This window comes from Metabacillus sp. KJ11-3 (assembly GCF_055808295.1).
On sequence record NZ_CM147865.1, the window covers coordinates 739,982 to 763,780 of the forward strand.

The 23,799-nt window shown below is 36.7% G+C and carries 20 protein-coding genes, 1 pseudogene and 1 other annotated feature; of the genes and pseudogenes, 16 read left to right on the forward strand and 5 right to left on the reverse strand.

Features of this window, described 5'->3' with window-relative positions:
* Window positions 1–95: 95 nt before the first annotated feature.
* The 5 genes and pseudogenes from AC0L8O_RS03860 (at window position 96) to AC0L8O_RS03880 (ending at window position 8,006) form a co-directional block, all read left to right on the forward strand.
* Window positions 96–1,466: a sigma-54 interaction domain-containing protein gene (locus tag AC0L8O_RS03860; protein WP_473446664.1), complete on the forward strand. Its 1,371-nt coding sequence runs from the start codon at window positions 96–98 to the stop codon at window positions 1,464–1,466.
* Window positions 1,467–1,866: 400 nt separating this feature from the next.
* Complete coding sequence (locus tag AC0L8O_RS03865; RefSeq protein ID WP_473446665.1) at window positions 1,867–3,186, forward strand: GntP family permease; 1,320 nt, start codon at window positions 1,867–1,869, stop codon at window positions 3,184–3,186.
* A 19-nt stretch (window positions 3,187–3,205) separates the two neighbouring features.
* On the forward strand, window positions 3,206–3,982 hold the full coding sequence (locus AC0L8O_RS03870; protein ID WP_473446666.1) for a 3-hydroxybutyrate dehydrogenase: 777 nt from the start codon (window positions 3,206–3,208) through the stop codon (window positions 3,980–3,982).
* Window positions 3,983–4,075: 93 nt separating this feature from the next.
* Window positions 4,076–4,306 (forward strand) — a binding site (T-box leader).
* A 224-nt stretch (window positions 4,307–4,530) separates the two neighbouring features.
* Window positions 4,531–6,944, forward strand: a pseudogene (gene leuS / locus AC0L8O_RS03875) (leucine--tRNA ligase).
* Window positions 6,945–7,685: 741 nt separating this feature from the next.
* Window positions 7,686–8,006, forward strand: coding sequence for a rhodanese-like domain-containing protein (locus AC0L8O_RS03880; protein ID WP_026561316.1), 321 nt, complete (start codon window positions 7,686–7,688; stop codon window positions 8,004–8,006).
* A gap of 2 nt (window positions 8,007–8,008) precedes the next feature.
* On the opposite strand, the gene AC0L8O_RS03885 is transcribed toward AC0L8O_RS03880, so the two are convergent.
* Together AC0L8O_RS03885 and AC0L8O_RS03890 are read right to left on the reverse strand one after the other, a co-directional pair.
* On the reverse strand, window positions 8,009–8,233 hold the full coding sequence (locus AC0L8O_RS03885; protein WP_473446667.1) for a sporulation protein Cse60: 225 nt from the start codon (window positions 8,231–8,233) through the stop codon (window positions 8,009–8,011).
* A gap of 103 nt (window positions 8,234–8,336) precedes the next feature.
* Entirely contained in the window at window positions 8,337–9,611 is a 1,275-nt protein-coding gene (locus tag AC0L8O_RS03890; RefSeq protein WP_473446669.1) for a BaiN/RdsA family NAD(P)/FAD-dependent oxidoreductase, read from the reverse strand.
* Between the two features lie 186 nt (window positions 9,612–9,797).
* Here AC0L8O_RS03890 and AC0L8O_RS03895 point away from each other — a divergent pair, with 186 nt between their 5' ends.
* Together AC0L8O_RS03895 and AC0L8O_RS03900 are read left to right on the forward strand one after the other, a co-directional pair.
* A complete protein-coding gene (locus tag AC0L8O_RS03895; protein ID WP_473446670.1) occupies window positions 9,798–11,429 on the forward strand; it encodes a putative polysaccharide biosynthesis protein in 1,632 nt (543 codons plus the stop codon).
* A 241-nt stretch (window positions 11,430–11,670) separates the two neighbouring features.
* The gene (locus tag AC0L8O_RS03900) at window positions 11,671–12,399 is read left to right on the forward strand and encodes a pseudouridine synthase (protein ID WP_251684820.1); all 729 of its coding nucleotides are present in this window, start codon (window positions 11,671–11,673) and stop codon (window positions 12,397–12,399) included.
* Window positions 12,400–12,544: 145 nt separating this feature from the next.
* Here the strand turns inward: AC0L8O_RS03900 and AC0L8O_RS03905 are convergent, their stop codons facing one another.
* The gene (locus AC0L8O_RS03905) at window positions 12,545–12,766 is read right to left on the reverse strand and encodes a DeoR family transcriptional regulator (RefSeq protein WP_026561321.1); all 222 of its coding nucleotides are present in this window, start codon (window positions 12,764–12,766) and stop codon (window positions 12,545–12,547) included.
* A 331-nt stretch (window positions 12,767–13,097) separates the two neighbouring features.
* On the opposite strand from AC0L8O_RS03905, the gene AC0L8O_RS03910 reads away from it, so the two are divergent.
* From AC0L8O_RS03910 to map, 3 genes are all read left to right on the forward strand, one after another.
* Complete coding sequence (locus AC0L8O_RS03910; protein WP_473446672.1) at window positions 13,098–13,802, forward strand: ABC transporter ATP-binding protein; 705 nt, start codon at window positions 13,098–13,100, stop codon at window positions 13,800–13,802.
* Between the two features lies 1 nt (window position 13,803).
* Window positions 13,804–14,964: an ABC transporter permease gene (locus AC0L8O_RS03915; protein ID WP_473446673.1), complete on the forward strand. Its 1,161-nt coding sequence runs from the start codon at window positions 13,804–13,806 to the stop codon at window positions 14,962–14,964.
* Between the two features lie 131 nt (window positions 14,965–15,095).
* The gene (gene map / locus AC0L8O_RS03920) at window positions 15,096–15,842 is read left to right on the forward strand and encodes a type I methionyl aminopeptidase (RefSeq protein ID WP_473446674.1); all 747 of its coding nucleotides are present in this window, start codon (window positions 15,096–15,098) and stop codon (window positions 15,840–15,842) included.
* A gap of 148 nt (window positions 15,843–15,990) precedes the next feature.
* On the opposite strand, the gene AC0L8O_RS03925 is transcribed toward map, so the two are convergent.
* Entirely contained in the window at window positions 15,991–17,295 is a 1,305-nt protein-coding gene (locus tag AC0L8O_RS03925) for an NCS2 family permease (RefSeq protein WP_473446675.1), read from the reverse strand.
* 213 nt (window positions 17,296–17,508) lie between these two features.
* Between AC0L8O_RS03925 and pepV the strand changes: the two genes are divergently transcribed.
* Entirely contained in the window at window positions 17,509–18,906 is a 1,398-nt protein-coding gene (gene pepV, locus AC0L8O_RS03930; RefSeq protein ID WP_473446676.1) for a dipeptidase PepV, read from the forward strand.
* 49 nt (window positions 18,907–18,955) lie between these two features.
* Here the strand turns inward: pepV and cysK are convergent, their stop codons facing one another.
* The gene (gene cysK, locus AC0L8O_RS03935; RefSeq protein ID WP_026561327.1) at window positions 18,956–19,882 is read right to left on the reverse strand and encodes a cysteine synthase A; all 927 of its coding nucleotides are present in this window, start codon (window positions 19,880–19,882) and stop codon (window positions 18,956–18,958) included.
* A 248-nt stretch (window positions 19,883–20,130) separates the two neighbouring features.
* On the opposite strand from cysK, the gene thpR reads away from it, so the two are divergent.
* From thpR to AC0L8O_RS03960, 5 genes are all read left to right on the forward strand, one after another.
* The gene (gene thpR / locus AC0L8O_RS03940; protein ID WP_473446677.1) at window positions 20,131–20,697 is read left to right on the forward strand and encodes an RNA 2',3'-cyclic phosphodiesterase; all 567 of its coding nucleotides are present in this window, start codon (window positions 20,131–20,133) and stop codon (window positions 20,695–20,697) included.
* 42 nt (window positions 20,698–20,739) lie between these two features.
* The gene (locus AC0L8O_RS03945) at window positions 20,740–21,129 is read left to right on the forward strand and encodes a CidA/LrgA family protein (protein WP_473446678.1); all 390 of its coding nucleotides are present in this window, start codon (window positions 20,740–20,742) and stop codon (window positions 21,127–21,129) included.
* Entirely contained in the window at window positions 21,126–21,815 is a 690-nt protein-coding gene (locus tag AC0L8O_RS03950; protein WP_473446679.1) for an LrgB family protein, read from the forward strand. The genes AC0L8O_RS03945 and AC0L8O_RS03950 overlap by 4 nt, the downstream gene beginning before the upstream one ends.
* Window positions 21,816–21,844: 29 nt before the next feature.
* The gene (locus AC0L8O_RS03955) at window positions 21,845–22,798 is read left to right on the forward strand and encodes a nuclease-related domain-containing protein (RefSeq protein ID WP_473446680.1); all 954 of its coding nucleotides are present in this window, start codon (window positions 21,845–21,847) and stop codon (window positions 22,796–22,798) included.
* Between the two features lie 73 nt (window positions 22,799–22,871).
* Complete coding sequence (locus AC0L8O_RS03960; RefSeq protein ID WP_473446681.1) at window positions 22,872–23,798, forward strand: diacylglycerol/lipid kinase family protein; 927 nt, start codon at window positions 22,872–22,874, stop codon at window positions 23,796–23,798.
* Window position 23,799: the final 1 nt, after the last annotated feature.

Here is a 23,799-nt window from a genome sequence, read left to right on the forward strand (position 1 = left end):
CTTTTTTAGTTCTTGCATTATAAAGATAAATTAAAACTCTAAAAATAATTGGGGTGTGATACGATAAAAGAAAATATTAGCTAGGGGAAGATACTATGTTAGATCATCGTTTTCCATATGCGAAAGAAATAATTGAGACAGTAATAGAAAACGCTTACGTTTGGATTGTGATTGTCGATGCTGACGGAAAGATTATTTATATGAATGAAAACTACTGTCGATTTTGTGAAGTAACAAAAGAGAAAGTAGTTGGAAAGCATGTAACAGAAGTCATTGAAAACACACGAATGCACATTGTGGTTAAAACCGGAGATGAAGAAATAGCTGATCTTCAGTATATCCGCGGTAATTACATGATAGCCAATCGAATTCCAATCTTCGCAGATGGCAAAATAGTTGGTGCATTTGGAACGGTTATGTTTCGTGATACAAAGGAATGGAGTGAGATGAACTCCCATGTTCGGCATCACCTTTCATCCATTCAGTCTTTTATTGAACAACAGGAAGTTACTGGAGCAAAATATACATTAAATGATATTCATTCAAATTCTACTATTATGGCGGAATTAAAAGAGAAGGTCAAAGCAATTGCTGCTACAGATAGCTCAGTTTTAATCCGTGGGGAAAGTGGGACAGGAAAGGAATTGTTTGCACATAGCATTCATTTGTTAAGTCATCGGAGTGAAGGGCCGTTTGTTAAGGTGAACTGTGGAGCCATACCTGAACAGTTGCTTGAGTCCGAATTATTTGGGTATGAAGATGGTGCGTTTACTGGAGCTAAAAAAGGAGGAAAAAAGGGAAAGTTTCAGCAAGCAGATGGTGGTACAATTTTTTTGGATGAAATCGGTGATATGAATCTTCATATGCAAGTTAAGTTATTGCGTGTTCTCCAAGAAAAAGAAGTAGAACCGATTGGAGGCAATAGAACGATACCATTGGATGTTAGAGTTATAACAGCTACGAACAGACCGTTAGAGGAACTCATGAAAACAAATGACTTTAGAAGTGACCTTTATTATCGAATTAGTGTTATTCCGCTGTTTATACCGCCTTTAAGGGATCGAATGGCAGATTTAGAAACGCTCGTTCGTTATTTTATTAAAAAAGTTTCTTTAAGAACAGGTAAAAGAATTTCTATGATTCATGAAGACGTGATGAAGACATTTCATCAATATCATTGGCAGGGGAATATTCGTGAACTGGAAAATATTATTGAAGCAGCCATTCATTTAGCCAAGTCAGATGTCATCACACTGGATGCAATTCCTGAATATATTAAAAATCGGCCAATTTATCATTCTGATATAAAAGTCAACTCATTAAAGGAAATGTTAGCTCAAGCAGAAAAGAACATTCTTATTCGGACAATACAAAAGCATGCTGGTGATAAAAGAATGGCAGCAATAGAATTGAAAATTAGTAAGTCAAGTATGTATGAAAAAATTCAAAAATATGGCTTAACTTAATAGTCCGAAAAAATGGAAAACAGTCCGGAATTATGGACTGTTATTTTTTTCGTGTCATATAAATACGTATAGTAGATGGACAAGTCTCTTATTAAGATTGAGTGTCCGAAAATGTGGAATGATTCTCGTGAAATGTGAACAAATTCGCAAGTTTAATCATAAGTGCATGTAAAGGGATCTTGGTTTAATCATAGTGTTTATAGAAAAAGAGGTATTGGCACACTTCTTGCTAATATATATGTGTAAGGAGGGAGTGGCCATTTTCATGATCATAGGTAGGTAGAAAAAAGGCGGGCGAAAAGTAGAAAAAATGAAAGCGGTTACTCAGAAGTCGTAGCTAGATTACTAGTTTAATAACAGGAAAATACAAACGAAAGCCTCAAACAAAGGGGGAAACGAAATGTTAAGTATGATTGGGCTAGTCGGTGGTTTAGCACTCTTAATTTATTTGACTATGAAGGGGATGAACTTGTTAGTTGCAGGTCCGTTATGTGCTTTATTTGTAGCTATTTGTAGTGGGCTACCTTTATTTCCTCAATTAGTTGGTGAAGGGGAAGCTAACTTCGTAGGTAATTATATGACAGGTTTTTCAGGTTTTATATCATCATGGTACCTCATGTTTTTATTAGGAGCGATTTTTGGAAAGGTGATGGAGGATAGCGGTGCGGCAGATAGTGTTTCGAAATGGATTGTTAGTAAGATCGGGATGAAAAGAGCTGTTATGGCAATTGTCATTGCTTGTGCTGTTTTAACATACGGTGGTGTCAGCTTATTCGTTGTTGCCTTCTCTGTTTATCCAATGGCTGTTAGTTTATTTAGAGAAGCTAACTTACCTCGTCGTTTTATCCCTGCAGCTCTTGCTTTTGGGTCTGTTACATTTACGATGACGTCTGCCGGTTCACCGGAAATTCAAAACTGGATTCCAATTGAATACCTTGGTACATCACCGTACGCAGGCTGGGAAGTTAGTTTAATTGTAGCTGTATTTATGATCATTTTCGGGTATTGGTGGTTACGTCGAATGATCACAAAAGCTGTTGCAAATGGTGAAACATTTGTGGCAAGAGAAAATGATCCAGTTAATGAAGATAAAGTTTTGCCAAATCCGTTATTCGGTATAATTCCATTGGTTGTTGTGTTAATTATTTCGTTTGTTTTCCATGACTCTTTACAACAATCAGCCCTTATTATTGCTTTATTAGGGGGAGTTATTGCTACGTATTTATTAAATCGTCCCTATTTCAAATCTTTTTGGAGTGCAGTTTCAGAAGGGACGTTGGGAGCTTTAATCGCTCTCGGGAATACGGCGGCAGTTGTTGGCTTTGGCGGAGTAGCTAAAGCAGTACCTGCTTTTGAAGTGGCTGTTGATGCGATGACAAGTATACCGGGAAGTCCTCTCATCGGAGGTGCCATTGCTGTAAGTGTGATAGCAGGTATGACAGGTTCAGCATCAGGAGGTCAGGCTATTGCTTTGCCGTTGATTTCACCACATTACATGGATATGGGGGTGAATCCTGAAGCGTTACACAGAGTTGTATCAATTTCTTCAGGGGCGCTTGATTCACTTCCACATAATGGCTACGTTGTTACAACCATTCGGGGAATTTGTGGAGAAACTCATAAAGATGCTTATAATCCGGTTGGTGCACTAACGGTTATTGTTCCATTATCAGGTGTTATTTTAGCCATTATTTTATTTTCATTTGGACTGGGAATTTAGGAACGGAGGTTGGGTGTAAATGGTTCAAGCTCAAGTTGTGCTATTAACAGGAGCTGCCCGGGGAATAGGTTTTGAACTGGCAAAAGCCTTTGCAAAAGAAGGAGCAAAAGTTGTTTTAACAGACTTACATGAAGAACAGGTTCGTGCGAGTACAAAACAGCTGCAAGAAGAAGGATTGGATGTTAGTGGTTTACCTTGTGATGTCACAAACGAACAAAACATAATTGATGTTGTAAAAGAAACAGCCGCAAGATATGGAAGAATTGATACACTTATAAATAATGCAGGGCTTCAGCATGTTGCACATATCGAAGATTTTCCAACAGAAAAATTTGAACAACTCATTGGTGTTATGTTAGTCGCACCTTTTGTTTTAACAAAGCATGTTTTTCCGTTGATGAAAAATCAACAGTTTGGGAGAGTTCTAAACATTGCCTCTATTAATGGTTTAATTGGCTTTGCAGGCAAAGCAGCTTATAATAGTGCAAAGCACGGCGTCATTGGATTAACAAAAGTCGCGGCATTAGAAGGGGCTCCTTATGGTATTACCGTGAATGCCTTGTGTCCGGGATATGTCGACACACCTCTTGTTAGAAACCAGCTTCAAGATTTGGCAAATACAAGAAAAGTACCATTAGAGGATGTTTTAGAGGATGTATTATACCCTCTCATTCCTCAGAAACGATTGCTAGATCCTAAGGAAGTGGCAGATTACGCTATATTTTTAGCCAGTGAAAAGGCAAAAGGAGTTACAGGGCAGTCAGTTGTTTTAGATGGAGGATATACAGTCCAGTAATATGAATAAAAAATTTTCATTATGAAGCTGACATATTACCCGCTACTTGCATATCCCGACAAATTTATATAAAATAAGCTTAATATGTATAGGAAATGAACGGTGAAAAGGAATAGTAGTTAGTAAAAATGTGTTCAGAGAGTTGACGGGTGGTGTGAGTCAATCAATTTTTGCTAATGAACTCACCTTTGAGTTACAAATGTGAACACCGCTTAAGGTAAAGTAATATTTGTCGTCGATCCACGTTACGGATGTCAAAGTGGGCATAATAACACTATGCCAAAGTTGGGTGGTACCACGGGAATTAAGCCTCTCGTCCCTATTTGGGATGTGGGGTTTTTTTGATTTTTTGAATTGGTAGTTGAATCTGAGGTCAGCCTTTCAGAGGTTATAAGCCACTACTGAATGGAAGGTGAAAAAACCTTCTATTCAGTAGCGTCTTATTGCCCTTGGTTGGCCAAAGTGCCCCCACCTATATTTAAAGCTTTGACCCGTTCAACCGGTTTAATATATATAATGAAAGAATGAGATTTAAGGAGGAAATACAGATGAGCTTCAATCATCAAGAGATTGAAAAAAATGGCAAGATCATTGGCTGCATAACAAAACATTTAAAACAACAGAGGATACAGACAAGCCGAAGTTTTACGCGCTTGACATGTTTCCATATCCATCTGGTGCAGGCCTTCATGTAGGTCACCCTGAAGGATATACAGCTACTGATATTTTATCCCGTATGAAACGCATGCAGGGCTATAATGTTCTTCACCCTATGGGATGGGATGCATTCGGGTTGCCTGCTGAGCAATATGCGCTTGATACAGGAAATGACCCTGCAGAATTTACAAAACAAAATATTGATAACTTCAGAAGGCAAATTCAAGCACTTGGTTTTTCTTATGATTGGGACAGAGAAGTAAATACAACAGATCCTGAATACTATAAATGGACACAATGGATCTTTTTGCAGCTTTATAAAAAAGGTCTTGCATATGTAGATGAAGTGCCTGTAAACTGGTGCCCTGCTTTAGGAACAGTTTTAGCAAATGAAGAGGTTATTGATGGTAAAAGTGAACGAGGAGGACACCCTGTTGAACGTCGTCCAATGAAGCAATGGATGTTAAGAATTACAGCCTATGCTGATCGTTTATTAGAAGATTTAGAAGAAGTTGATTGGCCAGAGAGTATTAAGGATATGCAACGTAACTGGATTGGCCGCTCAGAAGGTGCGCATGTTACGTTTGAAATTGACGGTCATGATGAAACATTCACTGTTTTCACCACTCGTCCTGATACATTATTTGGTGCTACGTATGCAGTCTTAGCTCCTGAACATAGCTTTATTGAAAAGATTACAACACATGATCAAAAAGATGCAGTTGAAGCTTATATTGATCAAGTAAAACATAAAAGTGATTTAGAACGTACAGAGCTTTCAAAAGAAAAAACAGGTGTGTTCACTGGTGCATATGCGATTAATCCTGTAAACGGTGAAAAAATGCCGATCTGGATTGCTGATTATGTTCTTGTAACTTATGGTACAGGTGCAATCATGGCGGTACCAGCTCATGATGAGCGTGACTATGAATTTGCGGTAAAGTTTGATCTTCCGATTAAAGAGGTTGTTAGCGGTGGAGATGTAACAAAAGAAGCGTATACTGGTGACGGTGAACATGTAAACTCTGATTTCTTAAACGGACTAGGAAAGCAGGAAGCGATTGAAAAAGCAATTGCATGGCTTGAAGAAAACAATAAAGGTGAGAAGAAAGTAACATACCGACTTCGTGATTGGTTATTCAGCCGCCAGCGTTATTGGGGTGAGCCGATTCCAATTATCCATTGGGAAGACGGCACAATGTCAGCAGTTCCTGAAGAAGAGCTTCCACTTGTTTTACCAAAAACAACAGAAATCAGACCATCTGGAACAGGTGAATCACCATTAGCGATTATTGAAGATTTCGTCAATGTTGTTGACCCTGAAACAGGTAAAAAAGGTCGTCGTGAAACAAACACAATGCCACAATGGGCAGGAAGCTGTTGGTATTACCTGCGTTATATTGATCCAAAAAACAGTGAAGCATTAGCAGATGATGCGAAGTTAAAACAGTGGCTGCCTGTAGATATTTATATCGGTGGAGCAGAGCATGCTGTTCTTCACTTACTATATGCTCGTTTCTGGCATAAATTCTTATATGATATTGGGGTTGTTCCAACAAAGGAACCATTCCAAAAATTATTTAACCAAGGGATGATTCTTGGCGAGAACAATGAAAAAATGAGTAAATCAAAAGGAAATGTTGTTAACCCGGATGAAATTGTTGACTCACATGGTGCTGATACCCTTCGTTTATATGAAATGTTTATGGGACCTTTAGAAGCTTCTATTGCATGGTCAACAACAGGTCTTGACGGAGCAAGACGTTTCTTAGATCGTGTATGGCGCTTATTTATTGAAGACAACGGTGAAGTAAGTCCAAAGGTTGTTGATGAATCAAGTGATGCGCTTGAACGCGTCTATCACCAAACGGTTAAAAAAGTAACCGAAGACTTAGAAGGCTTGCGATTTAACACAGCCATTTCTCAGTTGATGGTGTTCATTAATGAAGCATACAAAGCAACTGTTCTACCAAAAGAATATGTAGAAGGTTTTGTGAAGTTACTATCTCCAATTGCTCCGCACTTAGCCGAAGAGCTATGGAGTAAACTTGGTCATGACACAACCATTTCTTACGAAGCGTGGCCAGCATTTGATGAAGCAAAACTAGTAGAAAACGAAGTGGAAATCGTTGTACAAGTAAACGGAAAAGTTCGTGCAAAACTTTTAGTTGCAAAAGATGTAACAAAAGATCAGTTAGAGCAAATTGCTCTTGACGATGTTCGTGTGAAAGATCAAATTGAAGGAAAAACAATTCGTAAAGTCATTGCAGTACCAGGCAAGCTGGTAAATATTGTTGCAAATTAATCATAGGTAGATAAAAGCCGACTCTTGGAAAAGAGTCGGCTTTTTATCTTGGTAGAAATATATCCTGTATGGTGGGGAATATGAAATGATACCGTAATCATACAAGAAAGTGATCGAATTAAAATAAAAGTTGGTTGAATAACAAAGAAAAGTGGTTGAATCAGGTGTTGAGAGTATGGAGTTGGTCGAAAAAAGTGAAATGATACCGTAATCATTCAAGAAAGTGATCGAATCGAAATAAAAATTGGTTGAAAAACAAAGAAAAGTGGTTGAATCAGGTGGTGAGAGTAAGGAGTTGGTTGAAAAAATCGAAATGATACCGTAATCATACAGCAAAGTGATCGAATTAAAATAAAAGTTGGTTGAAAAACAAGAAAATGTGGTTGAATCAGGTGGTGAGAGTAAGGAGTTGGTTGAAAAAATCGAAATGATACCGTAATCATACAAGAAAGTGATCGAATCGAAATAAAAATTGGTTGAATAACAAAGAAAAGTGGTTGAATCAGGTGTTGAGAGTAAGGAGTTGGTCGAAAAAATCGAAAAGTTACCGTAATCATACAGCAAAGTGATCGAATTAAAATAAAAGTTGGTTGAAAAACAAGAAAATGTGGTTGAATCAGAAGGTGAGAGTACACTATCTCCAATATATAGAGAACATATTTCGTAGCAGCTTCCCAAAACTAGCACCACCACCCCTCACTTTGATATAATGCAACTATTAAATCTGAAAGGGTGTACAAGATGTACGAAATGAAAGAAATAACAGCTGAAGAAGTGCAACGCAAGTTAGAAAATGGTGAGAACATTGAATTAATTGATGTTCGTGAAGATGATGAAGTAGAAGCTGGAATGATTCCACAAGCACGCCATATCCGTATGAATGACATTCCGGAGCAGCTGGATGCACTTGATAAGGACAAAGAAACGATTTTCATTTGCCGTTCTGGTGGCCGCAGTGCAAATGTATGTGCTTATTTACAGGATAAAGGTTATGATGTTGTGAACATGGTAGGCGGAATGCTTGATTATAAAGGTAAAACAAAGCCAAAGAGTGAGCTTTAAGTTCAAAAATAAACGTGCTTGTCCAAAAGACGAGCACGTTTATTTTTTTCATGATAAATAATGAGGGCTGAGTAACAATAAATTTGCTCACCGTCTTCATCAGTTGAAAAAGCAATATTGTATTTAATATCTCTTATTTGATTTTCCTCAAGCTCCTCTAAAAATTCATTGATTTCTTCTTCTAAGTCTTTTTCATGTTCTTCATCAAATAATGCAACCTTTAACATATGTTGTCACATCCTTTTGAAAATACTAGTTACCTACACTATATTAGGCTTCATCCTTGTGTATACCTAGTTTTTGAAAAAGAAAAGTCAAAGACAATCAAATTTAATATCTGATGGAAATAGCGTGTACAGCTGCATTTGTTCCGGCCAGACGACCTGTTACAAGAGCAGATGTAATATTATAACCACCTGTATATCCGTGTATATCCAGAATTTCTCCACAGAAATATAAGCCATTTATTAATTTTGAGGCCATTTCTTTTGGATGGATTTCCTTAACGGATACACCGCCCCCGGTTACAAATGCTTTTTCAATTGACAATGTCCCATGAACCTGAAATTGAAATTGTTTGCAATCTTTCACAAATAAGCGAAGTTTTTCATTTGAAAGATTATCATAAGTAATGAGTGGATCTATCTCATTTCTTTCCAATAAAAATAATAAATATCGCTCAGGTAATAATCCTTTAAGAACATTTTTGATTGCTTTTTTAGCATCCGATTTCAAATCTTTTACAATTGATTGAAACAGCTGCTCTTCATTTGTGTCAGGTAAAGCATCAATGCTGACAGTAATTGCATTTGTTTTGTATTTTTTCATCGCCTTTACAACATATTGACTACATCTAAGGACAGCAGGACCTGATATACCGAAATGGGTAAAAATCATGTCCATTTTATGAGTGATGATCGCTTTTTCCTTTGGATTTAGCACACTTAATGCAACATTACGGAGAGAAAGTCCTTGCAGTATTTTCTCTTGGATAAATGGTTCATTTGAAGTAATAGGAACCTCTGTTGGAAACAGCTCCGTAATCGTATGTCCTGCTTTTTCCGCCCAAGCGTACCCGTCACCTGTGCTTCCGGTGTGTGGCACACTTTTACCGCCAACAGCAAGCACAATAGATTTAGTTAAAATGGTTTCACCGCTAATTAATTCAACACTTTGTACTTGATTTTCATGATAATGAACATCCCTTACTGGTTCGTTTGTTCTCACTTCGACATTTAGTCGTTTTAATTCACTAATTAAGGCATCAACGACTGATTGGGCCTTGTCTGTGACAGGAAACATACGACCGTGATCTTCTTCTTTTAATTGAATCCCTAAGTTTTCAAAGAATGAAATAATGTCCTCATTACTAAATTCAGAGAATGCACTATAGAGGAAGCGCCCATTACCTGGTATGTGCTTGATGATTTCATCAATAGGTAGCCGGTTTGTCACATTACAACGGCCACCTCCCGAGATGGCTAATTTTCTACCTAATTTGTTTCCTTTATCAATGAGGAGAACCTTTGCCTTTTTTTCGCCGGCTGCAATTGCAGCCATCAAACCTGAAGGACCTCCGCCGATTACGACTACATCATATGTCATTAATTTTTCACACCTTTATTTCTTCGTCTGCTTTAATATTATAGCTAAAGCTCTAGAAAGTAAAAACAAGATACGTTACTTTTTATGTAGAAGTTATGAAACCATACAATGATGTGGTATACAAGAAGGTTTATGGTAAAATAGAAAAGTTGAATCTTCATAGAGAAGAATGGTGAATAAGAAAATATGTCAAATAAATTATTAAGAGGTACCTTTGTCTTAACATTAGGAACCTATATATCAAGAATATTGGGAATGATTTATTTAATTCCATTTGCGGCGATGGTCGGGACAAATGGTGGGGGATTATTTCAAACTGGGTATGCCCAGTACACAATCTTCCTTAGTATAGCGACAGCAGGATTTCCAGCAGCTGTTTCCAAATTTGTATCGAAATATAATGCGGTTGGTGACTATGAAACAAGCAGGAGAATGTTCAAAGCGGGTATTTTCGTCATGCTTGCAACAGGGTTTATTGCTTTTGCCATTTTGTATATGCTTGCACCTCAATTTGCAATCATGTCTCTCGCTGAAAACGAGCTTAACGGAATCACAGTTGACGATGCAACACTTGTGATTCGAATGGTAAGTATCGCTCTTATTGTTGTTCCTTTAATGAGTTTAATTAGAGGATTCTTTCAAGGACATCAGTCAATGGGGCCAACAGCTGTATCACAGGTTGTGGAGCAATTAGTTAGGATCGTGTTTCTTTTAGCTTCGACATACTTAATAATGAATGTGTTAAATGGCGGACTTGTTTTAGCGGTTGGCTATGCAACTTTTGCAGCTTTTGTTGGCGCTATTGGTGGATTAATCGTTCTGTTTATTTATTGGATCCGTCGCAAACATACACTTTTAGCCATGAAAGAAAATGTGGTGGAGACTGTATCTATGCCTTTAGGGAAAATGTTTAGAGAGGTATTTAGATATGCAGGTCCGTTTGTTTTTGTAGGCCTGGCCATCCCGATTTATAATTATATTGATACCGTTACGTTTAATAGGGCGATGCTACATGTCGGAAATGACCAATCATACACAATGGATATGTATTCTGTACTACTTTTGTATGTACCAAAACTTGTCATGATACCTGTTTCATTGGCTACCGCTTTTGGATTAACGTTAATTCCAACGATTACAGAGTCTTTTACAAATAATAACCGTGCGCTTCTGCATAAGCAAATTGATCAAACTTTGCAATTAATTATGCTGCTTGTATTACCTGCGGTTGTAGGCCTTTCTATCTTAGCAGGACCCGCTTATAATGTATTTTATGCAGGTACTTCGGAAGAAATTGGGAAGCAAATCTTAATGTGGTACGCACCAGTAGCATTGCTGTTTTCACTTTTTACAGTTAATGCTGCGATTCTGCAAGGATTAAATAAACAAAAACTTGCTGTCATTAGTTTAGTTATTGGAATTATTGTGAAGTTAGCATTAAATACAACATTAATCGAGCTTTACGAAGGTGTAGGTTCGATCCTGGCAACTGCTGCAGGATATTTAGTTTCATTAATTTACGGGTTTGCGATGATAAAACGCCATTCAGGATATTCATTTAGGCTATTAGTAAAAAGAACGGTTCTGATCTCTATGTTATGTATGTTTATGGGGTTAGCTGTTTCGGTTATGCAATCTATATTAGGCATTTTTATCAACTATACAGATGGAAGAACGAATGCAGTAATTGTAGCGTGTGTTTCAGTAGCAATTGGAGGAACCATTTACATATACTTAGCATACCGTTCACACCTCCTGGAAAAAATAATGGGAAACCGACTTAATCGTTTCTTACCAAAAAGGAGATCTGTTGAATAGATAACTCCATAGAAGGCAAGTACGTGTAAAGGGAAAAACCTAGATTATTAATGGAATACAATTAGAATCAACAAGGTTTGGAGAAGAGACTCGGTATAACCGAGTCTTTTTAAATAAAGGGTATATTTGTAAAATTTAAACAGATTGTGGAGCGTAATGGAACGTCATTGTTCTTTGTTTAACTGTCTATAAACAACATAGTATTAGTAAACACAGCCTAAATCAAAAAGGAGTTTAAAACATGAGAATTGACAAACTATTATCTAACATAGGCTTTGGGAGTCGAAAAGAAGTAAAGCAATTACTCAAAAAAGGAGTCGTAAAAATAGATGGACAGCCTGTAAAAGACCCAAAAACACATGTTGACCCTGATCAACAAGAGGTTATGGTAAATGAAGAGGTAGTTGAGTACAAAGAGTTTGTTTACTTGCTCATGAATAAACCTGCAGGCTATTTATCAGCAACAGAAGATGAATACCAAGAAACAGTCATTGACCTACTAGAAATGGAGGATGCTGTGCTTCAACCATTTCCAGTCGGCCGACTTGATAAAGATACAGAAGGACTACTGTTATTAACGAATGATGGCCAACTCTCTCATCAACTTCTTTCACCGAAAAAGCATGTACCGAAAACCTATTACGCTGTAATTCTTGGTGAAGTAACAAATGATGATATCGCTGCATTTAAAAAGGGCGTAGAATTAGATGACGGATATGTAACGAAGCCGGCTAATCTTGAGATTATATCGTCAGGAAATCAATCCACCATCCATGTGACAATCACAGAAGGGAAATTCCATCAAGTAAAAAGAATGTTTGAATCAGTAGGGAAAAAAGTTACGTATCTTAAAAGAATTTCGATGGGGCCAATTGTTCTGGATGAAGAAGAACTAAAAACAGGTGAATATAGAGAGCTAACTGAGGAAGAGGTTCAGATACTGAGAGAGGCCAAACCTATAGAATTATAGTTAGGAATAAAAGTGCAAGCGTTGGGTGTTTAAGCGCTTGTCCACAGTTCAAGAATTTTATCATTTCCTAAACGACAAAAAAAGAGGAACCTTTTAACAGAAAGGTTCCTTTATATGTATAGGGATCTAATTTTCGCACTAAAATTTAAGAAGACATCTTAACCTTTTTCTTTGTAGTGGCCCATTTACCTCTTGTTGGGCTGTGAACCAAATCGTTATATGCTAACACATTTAAGTCCCGCTGTATTGTTCTGGGAGTAATTCCAAATTCATCAACGAGTTGCTGTGTCGTCACAGTTCCCCGCTCACTTATAAACATGTAGACTGATTTAATTCTGGTTAGCATACGGTTTGTTGAAGGTTTCAAAAAACCACTCCTTATCGTTTGATCGCACTGGCAATGCCTACTACAACCTTTCGATGACTGCAACTTCAGATGTCACTTCATACATATTTAGTTTTTGCGGTTAAACGTTACAACAATATTTTACACGATTTCGACAGAAATAATCCATAGAAAAGATTCAATTTACACAATATTTACATATTAATATGTTAAAAATCCTGCACGCGCGTACTTAACACACTAAATCTATATGATTATTGTTCTGAATAGTATGACAATAAAATGAAAAAACTTCAAGTTTTTTGAATCCTTTTTATGTTATTTCCGTATAAAAATAAAGGAGGAAAAGCAGATGAGTATCTTAACTGTGAAGATTGAAGAAGCTGGTTATGATGAAAAGGCACCGGTGATAAAAGACGTTGAATTTATCCTGAACAAAGGTGAAATGATTGGACTAATTGGACCAAATGGTGCTGGAAAGAGTACAACCATTAAGACATTACTAGGTGTTATGGACTATGTAAAAGGGACAGTAACAAAACAAGATCAATGCGTATATGCTTATATACCGGAAAAACCGATTTTTTATGATCATTTGACATTATGGGAACATCTTGATTTAATCGCTTCTATCAATAAAATAGCTGATAACGTATTAAATGAACGTGCTCATACATATTTGAAAACATTTAAGATGGAAAAGGTAAAACATGATATGCCGGCTACTTTTTCTAAAGGGATGCAGCAGAAAGTGATGATCATCCAAGCATTGATTCTAAGGCCTGATTTTTATATTGTAGATGAACCTTTTATAGGCCTTGATCCCAGTGCGATTAAGAGGTTTTTAATGATTATAGAGGAAGAAAGAAAACGAGGTGCAGGTGTATTAATGTGTACACATGTACTTGATACTGCTGAAAAAATTTGTGATCGTTTTTTGCTAGTGTCAGAAGGGGAAATTGTTGCTAGAGGGACATTAGATGATATAAGAGAAAAGACAGGTTTAGAGAATGGATCATTATTAGATTGCTTTTATCTAATCGAAGAAGGTCTTTAAGATGAGCGGTGTCAAGATATGGTGGTTACGTGCAAAGCGGGATGGGTTTTATCAATTAAATATTCTACGGTCTGTTTTCGACTGGACCGTCATTGTATATCTATTCATTCCGGCATTCATACTAACCGGGATTGCCTATAAATCCTGGTGGATTTCCATGCCGAGTTGGCTTTCTCCTTTTCCATACGAGCTATTTTTTCTGCTTTGTTTTCTCTTTAGCTGGCAAGGGGGAATCCGGACGTTTATGGAAGAGGCAGATCAACTTGCTCTTCTTCAGTTTCCTAAAATGATTTATACAATAAGATATATCGGTGTGGTCTATTCGTGGGGCTTGATTATAGGAAAATGGATATTGATCTCTATATGGCTATATCCTTTACTTAATCATTTTCCGGAGCTAGACGCAGTACACTTTTATTTATACGTCATATTCTTTATAAGTTTAAATGTGTTTCTTACAACGTATAAGCAAATCATTTATCGTTATGGATTATTGAAAAGAATTCTTATTCATTGCATCGTTTTTAGCTTGATTTCTGTATTGGTCTATTTTACTATATTCAACCCGTTAAAATGGTCAATCACCATTATTGTATTCTTTTTTATTATATATGCCTTTTGGCAAGTGAAAATCTATCAATCCCAACTAGGAACTTTCTATGCTGATGTTGAGAAAGAACAGCAAATTAAGGTTAAGTTTATCTCCTTATTTTTTGCTATTAACCCTGAAGTTTATATGCCAAAAGTAAAGAAACAGAAGAAACGTTCATGGGTATTATGGAGAAACTCTACTAGAATACTTCAGGAGCGTTCACCGGAAAATGGCGTTACTGAGCTTTTTATAAAAGCTTTCCTACGTGATAAATCGAATATATTTCGTTATCTGCAACTTCTCTCTGTTACCACAGTTATTATTTTTGCTGTGCCTATATGGTTTAAATGGCTGGTGTTTATCGCATTTTACTTTTTCTTTAGTATGTGGATTGGAATATTATTTCAAGAATTAGTAAAACAAAATCCATACCTGTCAATTGATTATGGAAAAGAAGATTATATGTTTAAAGCTAAGAAAAAATGTGAAAATCGATTCGTCTATCCCGCTCTGGTTGTTGTGTTTCTTGTAACATGTTTATCTACCACCATTTCCATTATGTTTTTCTAGTCTCTTTCTTCGTAATTGTCATAAAGGTGTGCTAGGCTATAATCTATAGACAAAAAGTTTATTTGTTTACATACTAAATATCATATATTTGTATACAATGTAAGGAATGGAACTATCGGAGGGAAAATGTATTGATTATTTTAAAGAGTAAACGTGAAATTGAACTAATGCACAAAGCTGGTCAACTATTAGCAGATTGTCACAAAGAAATTGCTAAGTTGATTAAGCCGGGTATAACAACGTTGGAAATCGATGCTTTTGTTGAAAACTACCTGAAAAAGCATGGAGCAACTCCAGAGCAAAAAGGATACAAAGGTTATGAATATGCAACATGTGCGTCCATTAACGATGAAATATGTCATGGCTTTCCGAGAAAAACTCCTTTAAAGAGCGGAGATATTGTGACCATTGATATGGTCGTTAACCTCAATGGTGCACTTGCAGACTCTGCATGGTCATATGCAGTTGGCGACATATCGTCTGAGGCAAAGAGGCTATTGCAAGTAACAGAAGAAGCTTTGAGTAAAGGGATCGAACAATCCGTTGTAGGAAATCGCCTTGGTGATATAGGACATGCGATTCAATCGTTTGTTGAAGCAGAAGGTTTTTCGGTTGTAAGAGATTTTACCGGTCATGGAATTGGCAGAACCATTCACGAACCGCCAACGATCCTCCACTATGGAGACGCTAATAAAGGGCAAAGGCTTAAAGAAGGCATGGTTATAACAATAGAACCAATGGTAAACATCGGTGCATGGGAATCCAAAATGGACAGTAACGGCTGGACTGCCAGAACAAGAGATGGAAAACTCTCTGCCCAATATGAGCATACAATTGCGATTACGAAAGAAGGACCATTTATTTTAACAAAACAGTGATTTTTCTAAAAAGGAAAGGGCCAGATCGGAAAATCGATCTGGCCCTATTTTTATACTTTAAGAAAGTTAACTGTATTAAAGGATTAAAGTATAAGAAATGACATTAACTTCCGCCACTCTTGGCGGTAAGTCGTGTTTTTCTAACTTTTTAATGTCCCCCAATAAAAGCGAGTTGGATAAAAAATAAAACTGCAAAGATATAGACAAATATATGAACTTCTTTCCATTTTCCTTTAGCTATTTTCATTAAAGGATATGAAATGAATCCAAGTGCAATACCAGTTGCAATACTGGAAGTCAGCGGCATGCTTAATACGACCAGGAATGCAGGAAATGCTTCATCAAGCTCTTTCCAATTGATTTCTGAGATTGCTCCCATCATTAAGCTCCCAACAATGATTAAAGCAGGGGCTGTAATAGCTGAAAGATTCGACACAGCTCCAATTAAAGGGCTAAAGAAAAGGGTAAGTCCAAACAAGACGGATACTGTTAAGGTTGTTAAACCAGTACGACCTCCGGCTGCAACTCCTGAAGATGATTCAATATATGCGCTAGTAGGGCTTGTTCCGAACATAGCTCCAACTGTAGTGGCAGCAGAATCAGCTAAAAGAGCGGTTCTTGCACGAGGAAGTTCATTCCCCTTCATTAAACCGGCTTGTTGTGCCACCCCAATCATTGTGCCTGTCGTATCAAATATTGTTACGAGTAAGAAAGAAAAAACAACAGCATATAAACCATGTGAGATCACATCTGTTAAAGCTGTAAAAGGATTTGTGACAATAAGTCCTTCCGGTAAGCTAGGGAATGATACAAAGCCTTGCTCAAAGGAAAGCTGGCCGGTGAAGAAAGCAATGACTGCAGTGATGACCATACCAATAAACAATGCTCCATGAACATTTAAACTCATCAATACTAATGTAACAGCAAGTCCGATTAAAGCTAAAACAACGGATGGTGAGTGTAGGTCTCCTAATGCAACTAAATTGTTAGGATCTGATGTAACAATACCAGTTAAGCGCAGTCCGATAAAGGCAATAAAAAGACCGATACCAGCTGTAATACCATGTTTTAAATTATTAGGGATTGCTTCAATCAGTTTTTTACGAAAAGGCGTTAAAGACAAGATGACAAAGATAATACCTGCCACAAAAACAGCTGAAAATGCAGTCATGTATGTAATGTTTTCATTAGCACCTACGACAGAATAAGCAAAGTATGCATTTAATCCCATTCCGGGAGCAATAGCGATGGGATAGTTTGCAGATAGGGCCATCCATAAAGTTCCGACAATCGTTGCAATAATTGTTGCTGTAAAGACTTGGTCAAAAGGAACTCCGGCGTCTGCCAATACAATTGGGTTGACAACAACAATATAAACCATTGTTAAAAAAGTGGTAATTCCTGCAATAATCTCAGTTCGTGCGTTCGTTTTGTTTTCTGATAACTTAAACATATGTACCTCCGTTTTACGAACATTTTTCAAAACATCTTATATATTATTCGTTTTTTGTCTATATTGCAATAGTTTTCTCTTCTTTTTGCATTTCTATGATATTTAAGTGAAAATAGATAGAAACTACTGATAAGTTGGTTTTGTTCACTTAGGAGCGCACACACATGTTAGTATGTTAGTAGAACATTTATATCATTTGCAGGAGGTTTACAAATGGATTGGAAGAAAGAAGTAGAACAAAGAAAAGATGATCTCATAAAAGATACACAAGCATTTCTGAGAATAAAAAGCGTACTTGAAGAAGAATCAAAATCAGCAGAAGCTCCATTTGGTGATGGAATTAACGAAGCTTTTTTGCATTTGCTCGAACTTGGGGAAGCATCAGGGTTCACAGTGAAGAATGTGGATGGATATGCTGGTCATATTGAATTATCAGGTACTTCAGAAGAAATTGTCGGGATATTATGTCATGTAGATGTAGTACCTGAAGGTGATGGATGGACAAGTGATCCATATCAGGCAGAAATCCGTGACGGTAAAATTTTTGCAAGAGGAGCAATGGATGATAAAGGACCGACAATAGCAGCCTTTTATGCAATGAAAATAGTGAGAGAACTTAACTTACCATTAACGAAGAATGTCCGTATGATTATTGGGACAGATGAAGAAAGTGAATGGCGTTGTGTTGATCATTATTTTAAACATGAAAAAATGCCTGAACTTGGATTTGCCCCTGATGCAGATTTCCCTATAATCCACGCTGAAAAGGGTATTATTGACTTAACAATAAAACAACAACAAGTTGAAAAAGAACAGCGAACGGAATTAACTCTTGAATCTTTTCAGTCCGGAAGAAGATATAATATGGTTCCTGATTATGCGGAAGCGGTATTAAAAGGGGAAGAGAATCTGGCAAAGGTTGAAACGTTATTTGCCGAATTTTTAAGAGACAATGAAGTGAAAGGGCAACATCATCTTGAGGGTGACTCATTAAAACTTTCAGTTGAGGGTGTTTCTGCTCATGCAATGGAACCGAATAATGGGAAAAACGCAGGAATTATATTAGCAGTATTTTTACATAAGTTGGAACTTGATCAAAATGCACATCATTTTGTGAACACGATTGTGAATAAATTTGAAGGTGACACTCGAGGAAACAAACTAAACATAGCGTTTAAAGATGAGATTAGTGGGGAACTAACGTTAAATGTTGGAATCATCTCTTATCAGGAAGAAAGACTTGGACAAATCGGAATTAATATTCGTTATCCGGTGACAGGAGATTCTGAAAACATTAAAGAAAAAATGTTACAGATAAATGGTTTTGAGCTGCAATCATTTGATGATTCTAAGCCTCATCATGTTGAGAAAAATCATCCACTCATTCAAGCTCTCCAAAAAGTATATGAAGAGCAAACAGGTGATCATGCTGAATTAATTGCCATAGGCGGGGGAACATATGCAAGGTCATTAGAGGCAGGAGTTGCTTTTGGACCTTTATTCCCGGGACGACCGGATGTCGCCCATCAAAAGGATGAATACATTGAAATTGAAGATCTTTTAAAAGCAACAGCGATTTATGCTCAAGCTATTTATGAATTAGCAAAATAAGAGAAAGAAAAAAGATGATTTTACGATCATCTTTTTCTTGTGAATTTAATTAAACAAACACATCACTAGACAAATAACGTTCGCCTGTATCACATGTAATACAAACAACAACATCCTCAGGAGTTAAGCGCTTGGCAACCTCAATCGCTGCGAAGCAAGCTGCACCTGATGATGGACCGACTAATAATCCTTCCTCACTTGCCAGTCTTCTAGTGATATCGTATGCTTGTTTATCTTCAATTTTAAATATCTCATCATAAACCTGTTGATTTAAAATAGGAGGGATAAACCCGGGGCTTGTCCCAACTAATTTATGGTTTCCGGGCTTTCCTCCAGAAAGGACAGGGGATCCTGCTGGTTCAACTACATGAACCGTTAAATTTTTATAATGTTCTTTTAGTGCTTCACCTGTGCCTGTAATCGTTCCACCGGTTCCTGCTGTTGCAACAAATGCTGAAAGCGGCTTTCCAATCTCGTCCATTGCTTCTATAATTTCTCTTGCCGTTGTATGCCTATGTGCATCAGGGTTAGCAGGGTTATCGAATTGCATCGGTATAAAAGAATTTGGTATTTCCTTTGCTAGCTGTTCAGCTCTTTTAATTGAACCGGGCATTCTTTCAGCACCGGGTGTTAAGACAACCTCTGCTCCATAAGCTTTTAATAAATTAATTCTCTCCTTAGTCATTGTATCTGGCATGACAAGTATAGCTTTATACCCACGTGCTGCAGCGTTCATAGCAATTCCAATTCCTGTATTGCCGCTGGTTGGTTCAATAATGGTTGAGTTAGGTTTTAATAAACCTTTACGTTCAGCTTCTACAATCATATTGAAAGCAGCCCGATCTTTTACACTTCCACTTGGATTGAAAAACTCCAGCTTTAAATAAATGGCTGCCCCTCCCTTTGGACTCACTTTATTTAATTTTACTAAGGGGGTATCCCCTATAAGTTCAGACATATTTTGAACAACTTTCACGACAATCACTTTCCTTTCAGTAGTTTCTTAGTTATGTGTGTCATTTAAAGGTTAAAAGGATTGATAAAATTATAACGTAACTAAAAAAAATATCACAATAATAGGTTTAGGTTATATGAAATGAGTAAACTATATCCTTTTAATAGGAGACATTGTGGGATAGAATAAAGAAATATACTCAACCTGAAACGTTGGCAAATATGAGATACCAATCTTTAGTGCATATCAAATCTTCTTGGAGGGCTATAATGAAGAAACATTATTTTCTAGCAGTACCTATTGAAGAAAAGCAAAGAATGATTCTTCAAAACTGGATACAAAATCATAAATCATCTCTACCTTTCAAGTCATGGGTTCATCCTGAAGATTATCATATTACCCTTGCTTTTTTAGGAGATATTCAACAACATAGCAAATTAATCGAGTTAACAAAAAGAGTGAGTGAAACATTGAAAAATGATCTTCAGTTTGAGATTTCGCTAAAGGGGATTGATGTTTTTGGTAAAGCAGAATCACCAAGAATTCTTTGGGCAAGTGTAGAGTTTTCCGAATCACTAAATCATTTGCAAACACTTATCGTAAAAGCATGTGAAGAAACAGGGTTTCAACTTGACCGTAAACCATTTCGTCCTCATATCACACTGGCTAGAAAATGGAATTCTGTCCAACCTTTTATAAAATTTGCAGGGTTGCACCAAGTGTTTAATGAACAACCATCACTAAGCCTTGTATCGTCAATTCATTTATATCAAACAAACCTTGATCAAATTCCTAAATACGAAGCAATTAATAATTTTCCTTTAAAACGGAAATAAGGTTATCGTTGAAACTGCTTTTTTTGGGGGGGAGAGGCAGAGATGTTGAAATATGTTTATTTTATTCTCCAAATTGCACTTTTATATTTACTCTTTTTTATAGGTGAATGGATTCAACTGATGACCCACATGCCAATACCAGGAAGTATTATTGGAATGATCATATTGTTTTTAGCGCTAATCTTTAAGGTTATCAGACGGGAGTGGATTTCTTTGGGAAGTAATTTCCTTTTAAACAATCTTCCACTTCTCTTTGTTCCTGCTACCGTAGGGATTATTGATTATCTTGAATTATTTAGTGGCTATGGATTTCTCAGCTTGATCATCTCTTTTGTCAGTACAATGGTTGTTTTCATTGCTTCATCAATCATAAGTGAAAAGTTGTTGAATAATGAGAAGAGGCTTGTAAACAATAAGGAGTTCCATTTATGAGGTGGATCATTTATGCTGTCGGATTTATTTTTCTAACAGTTCTCGCTTTTTTCTTAATGAAAAAACTCTATCAGCGTTTTTCATATCCTGTTTTTGTTCCGATATTTACAACAAGTCTACTCATTGTTTGTTTTTTATTGCTTTTTAACATTTCTTATCATACATATATGAGCGGAGGCGAATGGATTGCAAAACTTTTAGGACCTGCTGTAGTGGCATTAGCTATTCCATTATTTGATCACCGTGAGATGCTAAAAAAATATTTTTTTACTATCGTGTTTAGTGTTTGTATTGGGGCCATTATCGGCATTTCCAGTGGACTGGCATTAGGGGTTATTTTTCAATTAGATCAAAATCTACTTCTTTCGATAGCACCAAAATCAGTTACCACACCGATAGCAATGGATATTAGTGAGCTTAGTGGCGGAACTCCAACCCTGACTGCAGTGTATGTGATGATAGCGGGTATTTCCGGTGCAATGTTTGGACATTTTGGCATGAACCTCTTTAAGGTGAAACACCCAATAGCAAAAGGAATTGGATTTGGGACTGCATCACATGGAATCGGTACAGCAAAAGCTTTAGAAATAGGCAGCTTAGAAGGAGCAATTAGCTCTATATCTATGACATTAAGTGCGATCATGACCAGCATCTTTTGTCCGATCATTACAACTATTATTTTTTAGGTCATGTTTTAAGAGGAGTTGGAAAACATTTGGCGCAAATTATTAAACTTTATGACTATATTTCACGCTATGAAATAGATGCTTATCGGTATCCTAGTCAGTTTATACGGTTAAAACGTCAGCAATGGAACAAGGTTTCACATGCATGGGAACATAACATGTTTCATACTGTCATGAAGGTAAGTGAACAACCAATTAATACTGTACAAGAACCGAAGGGGAATTTCATTGGAAAAATTAAAAATCGATTGTCGAAGCACGAAGAGCCGCCAAAGGAAGCTAAGCCATTAATTAGGGATGCAGTTTTGGATGATGATGAATTACAATTTGCATTTACAACCGTTCCTAGAACAAAGGAGGATTTAAAACACTTATTTTTAGATTATATTTTTCGATTTCAAGTTCGCTGGGCAAGTTCAACAATACGCGAGAAATCGTCTGTAGACATGGCAATATATCGAGATCAATTATTACAATACTTTGCTAAACGACTCCCTGATCATTATTTGTTCCTTTATCGACCGGTTTTTAAATTAAAAAATGCACCGGTAGAATTAGACATCATTTTAATTGGTACAACAGATGTATACTGTATCACGATTGTTGAACAACAAAACGATACAGTTTTTATAGGCTCAAAAGAAAATTTTTGGCTTGCTCGTAAAGGTGAGGATCAAAAAAAATTCCTCAATCCGCTGCTTAGCTTAAATCGGACAGGTACGATTGTTCAGAAGCTGATTACGTCAAACAATATTGATCTTTCTGTCAAAAAAATGGTAATCAGTCGAAATGGATATATCGACTATCCCTTTGTTCCATATGATATCTCAATCTTAGATAAAAGATCATATAATGAGTGGTTCCAGCGGCTGAGACAGACTTCTGCTCCATTAAAACATACACAATTAAAAGGAGCCCAAGTACTTCTTTCACACTGCGTAACAAACTCCTATTACCGTAAGGAGTGGAATGACACTCCTTAGGTGAAGTTGGATATTAGACATGAACACATACATAAACGAGTACATAAACTATGATAAAGATGGAGTTATAAGGATGAAAGGATTATTTTTTATTATTAATCAACATTCAGGGTTTGGCAGGGGTGAAAAGGCATGGAAAAAAGTAAAAAAAGAACTCGAGAAGAAAAAGATATCGTTCCGTTCTTTTTATACAGACTATCATGGACATGCTGAAGTACTTGCCAGACAAATTGCCACCATTCAAGACTATCATTTAAAAACAATTATTGGTGTTGGCGGTAACGGTACAATGAATGAAATTGTAAACGGTTTAAGTGGTTTTACCAAAGTGAAAATAGCCTTTCTCTATACAGGAAGAACAACACAACGTTCTCATACCAGATTATCCTCTAACCCATCAAAAGCTATAAAGGATATCCTTAAGATGTTGAGCAGGCCTGTCAAAAAGGTAGATCTTGTTGAATACCAACTTGAAGGAAAAGGTGTAAAAAGAAAGTATTTTAACAAGCTTGGAATGGGTCTCACAACAAAGGTGATTGAACAAGAAAACTTGCTGAAAAAAGAATTCATGAAGCCCATTTTAGGGCGCATCAGGTTTATGACAGGCTTTATAAAGGTATTATGGGATTATAAGCCAATCTCCATTATGATGAAGACTGATAAACAGGAAATAGTACAGCATGATCATGTTTGGTTATTATCTGTATCAAACCAACCATATCAATGGGCAGGAATTAAAATTGCTCCGAAAGCCAAAGAAAATGATGGAATGTTAACAATAACAATGATTAAAAATATATCTCTATTTCAGTTAGTTGTCTTTCTTGTATTTAAACAAATGAGTCATCGTGTAAAACAGAATGCTTTCTCTGAATTCACTTGTGAGAAAATAACAATTTCTACGAATGCTGTTCAAGCTATTGAGGCCGACGGTGAGCTAATTGGTGAAAGCCCGGTAACAGTTGTTGTAAAAAAGTCTCATAGTGAATTAGTCATTTAAA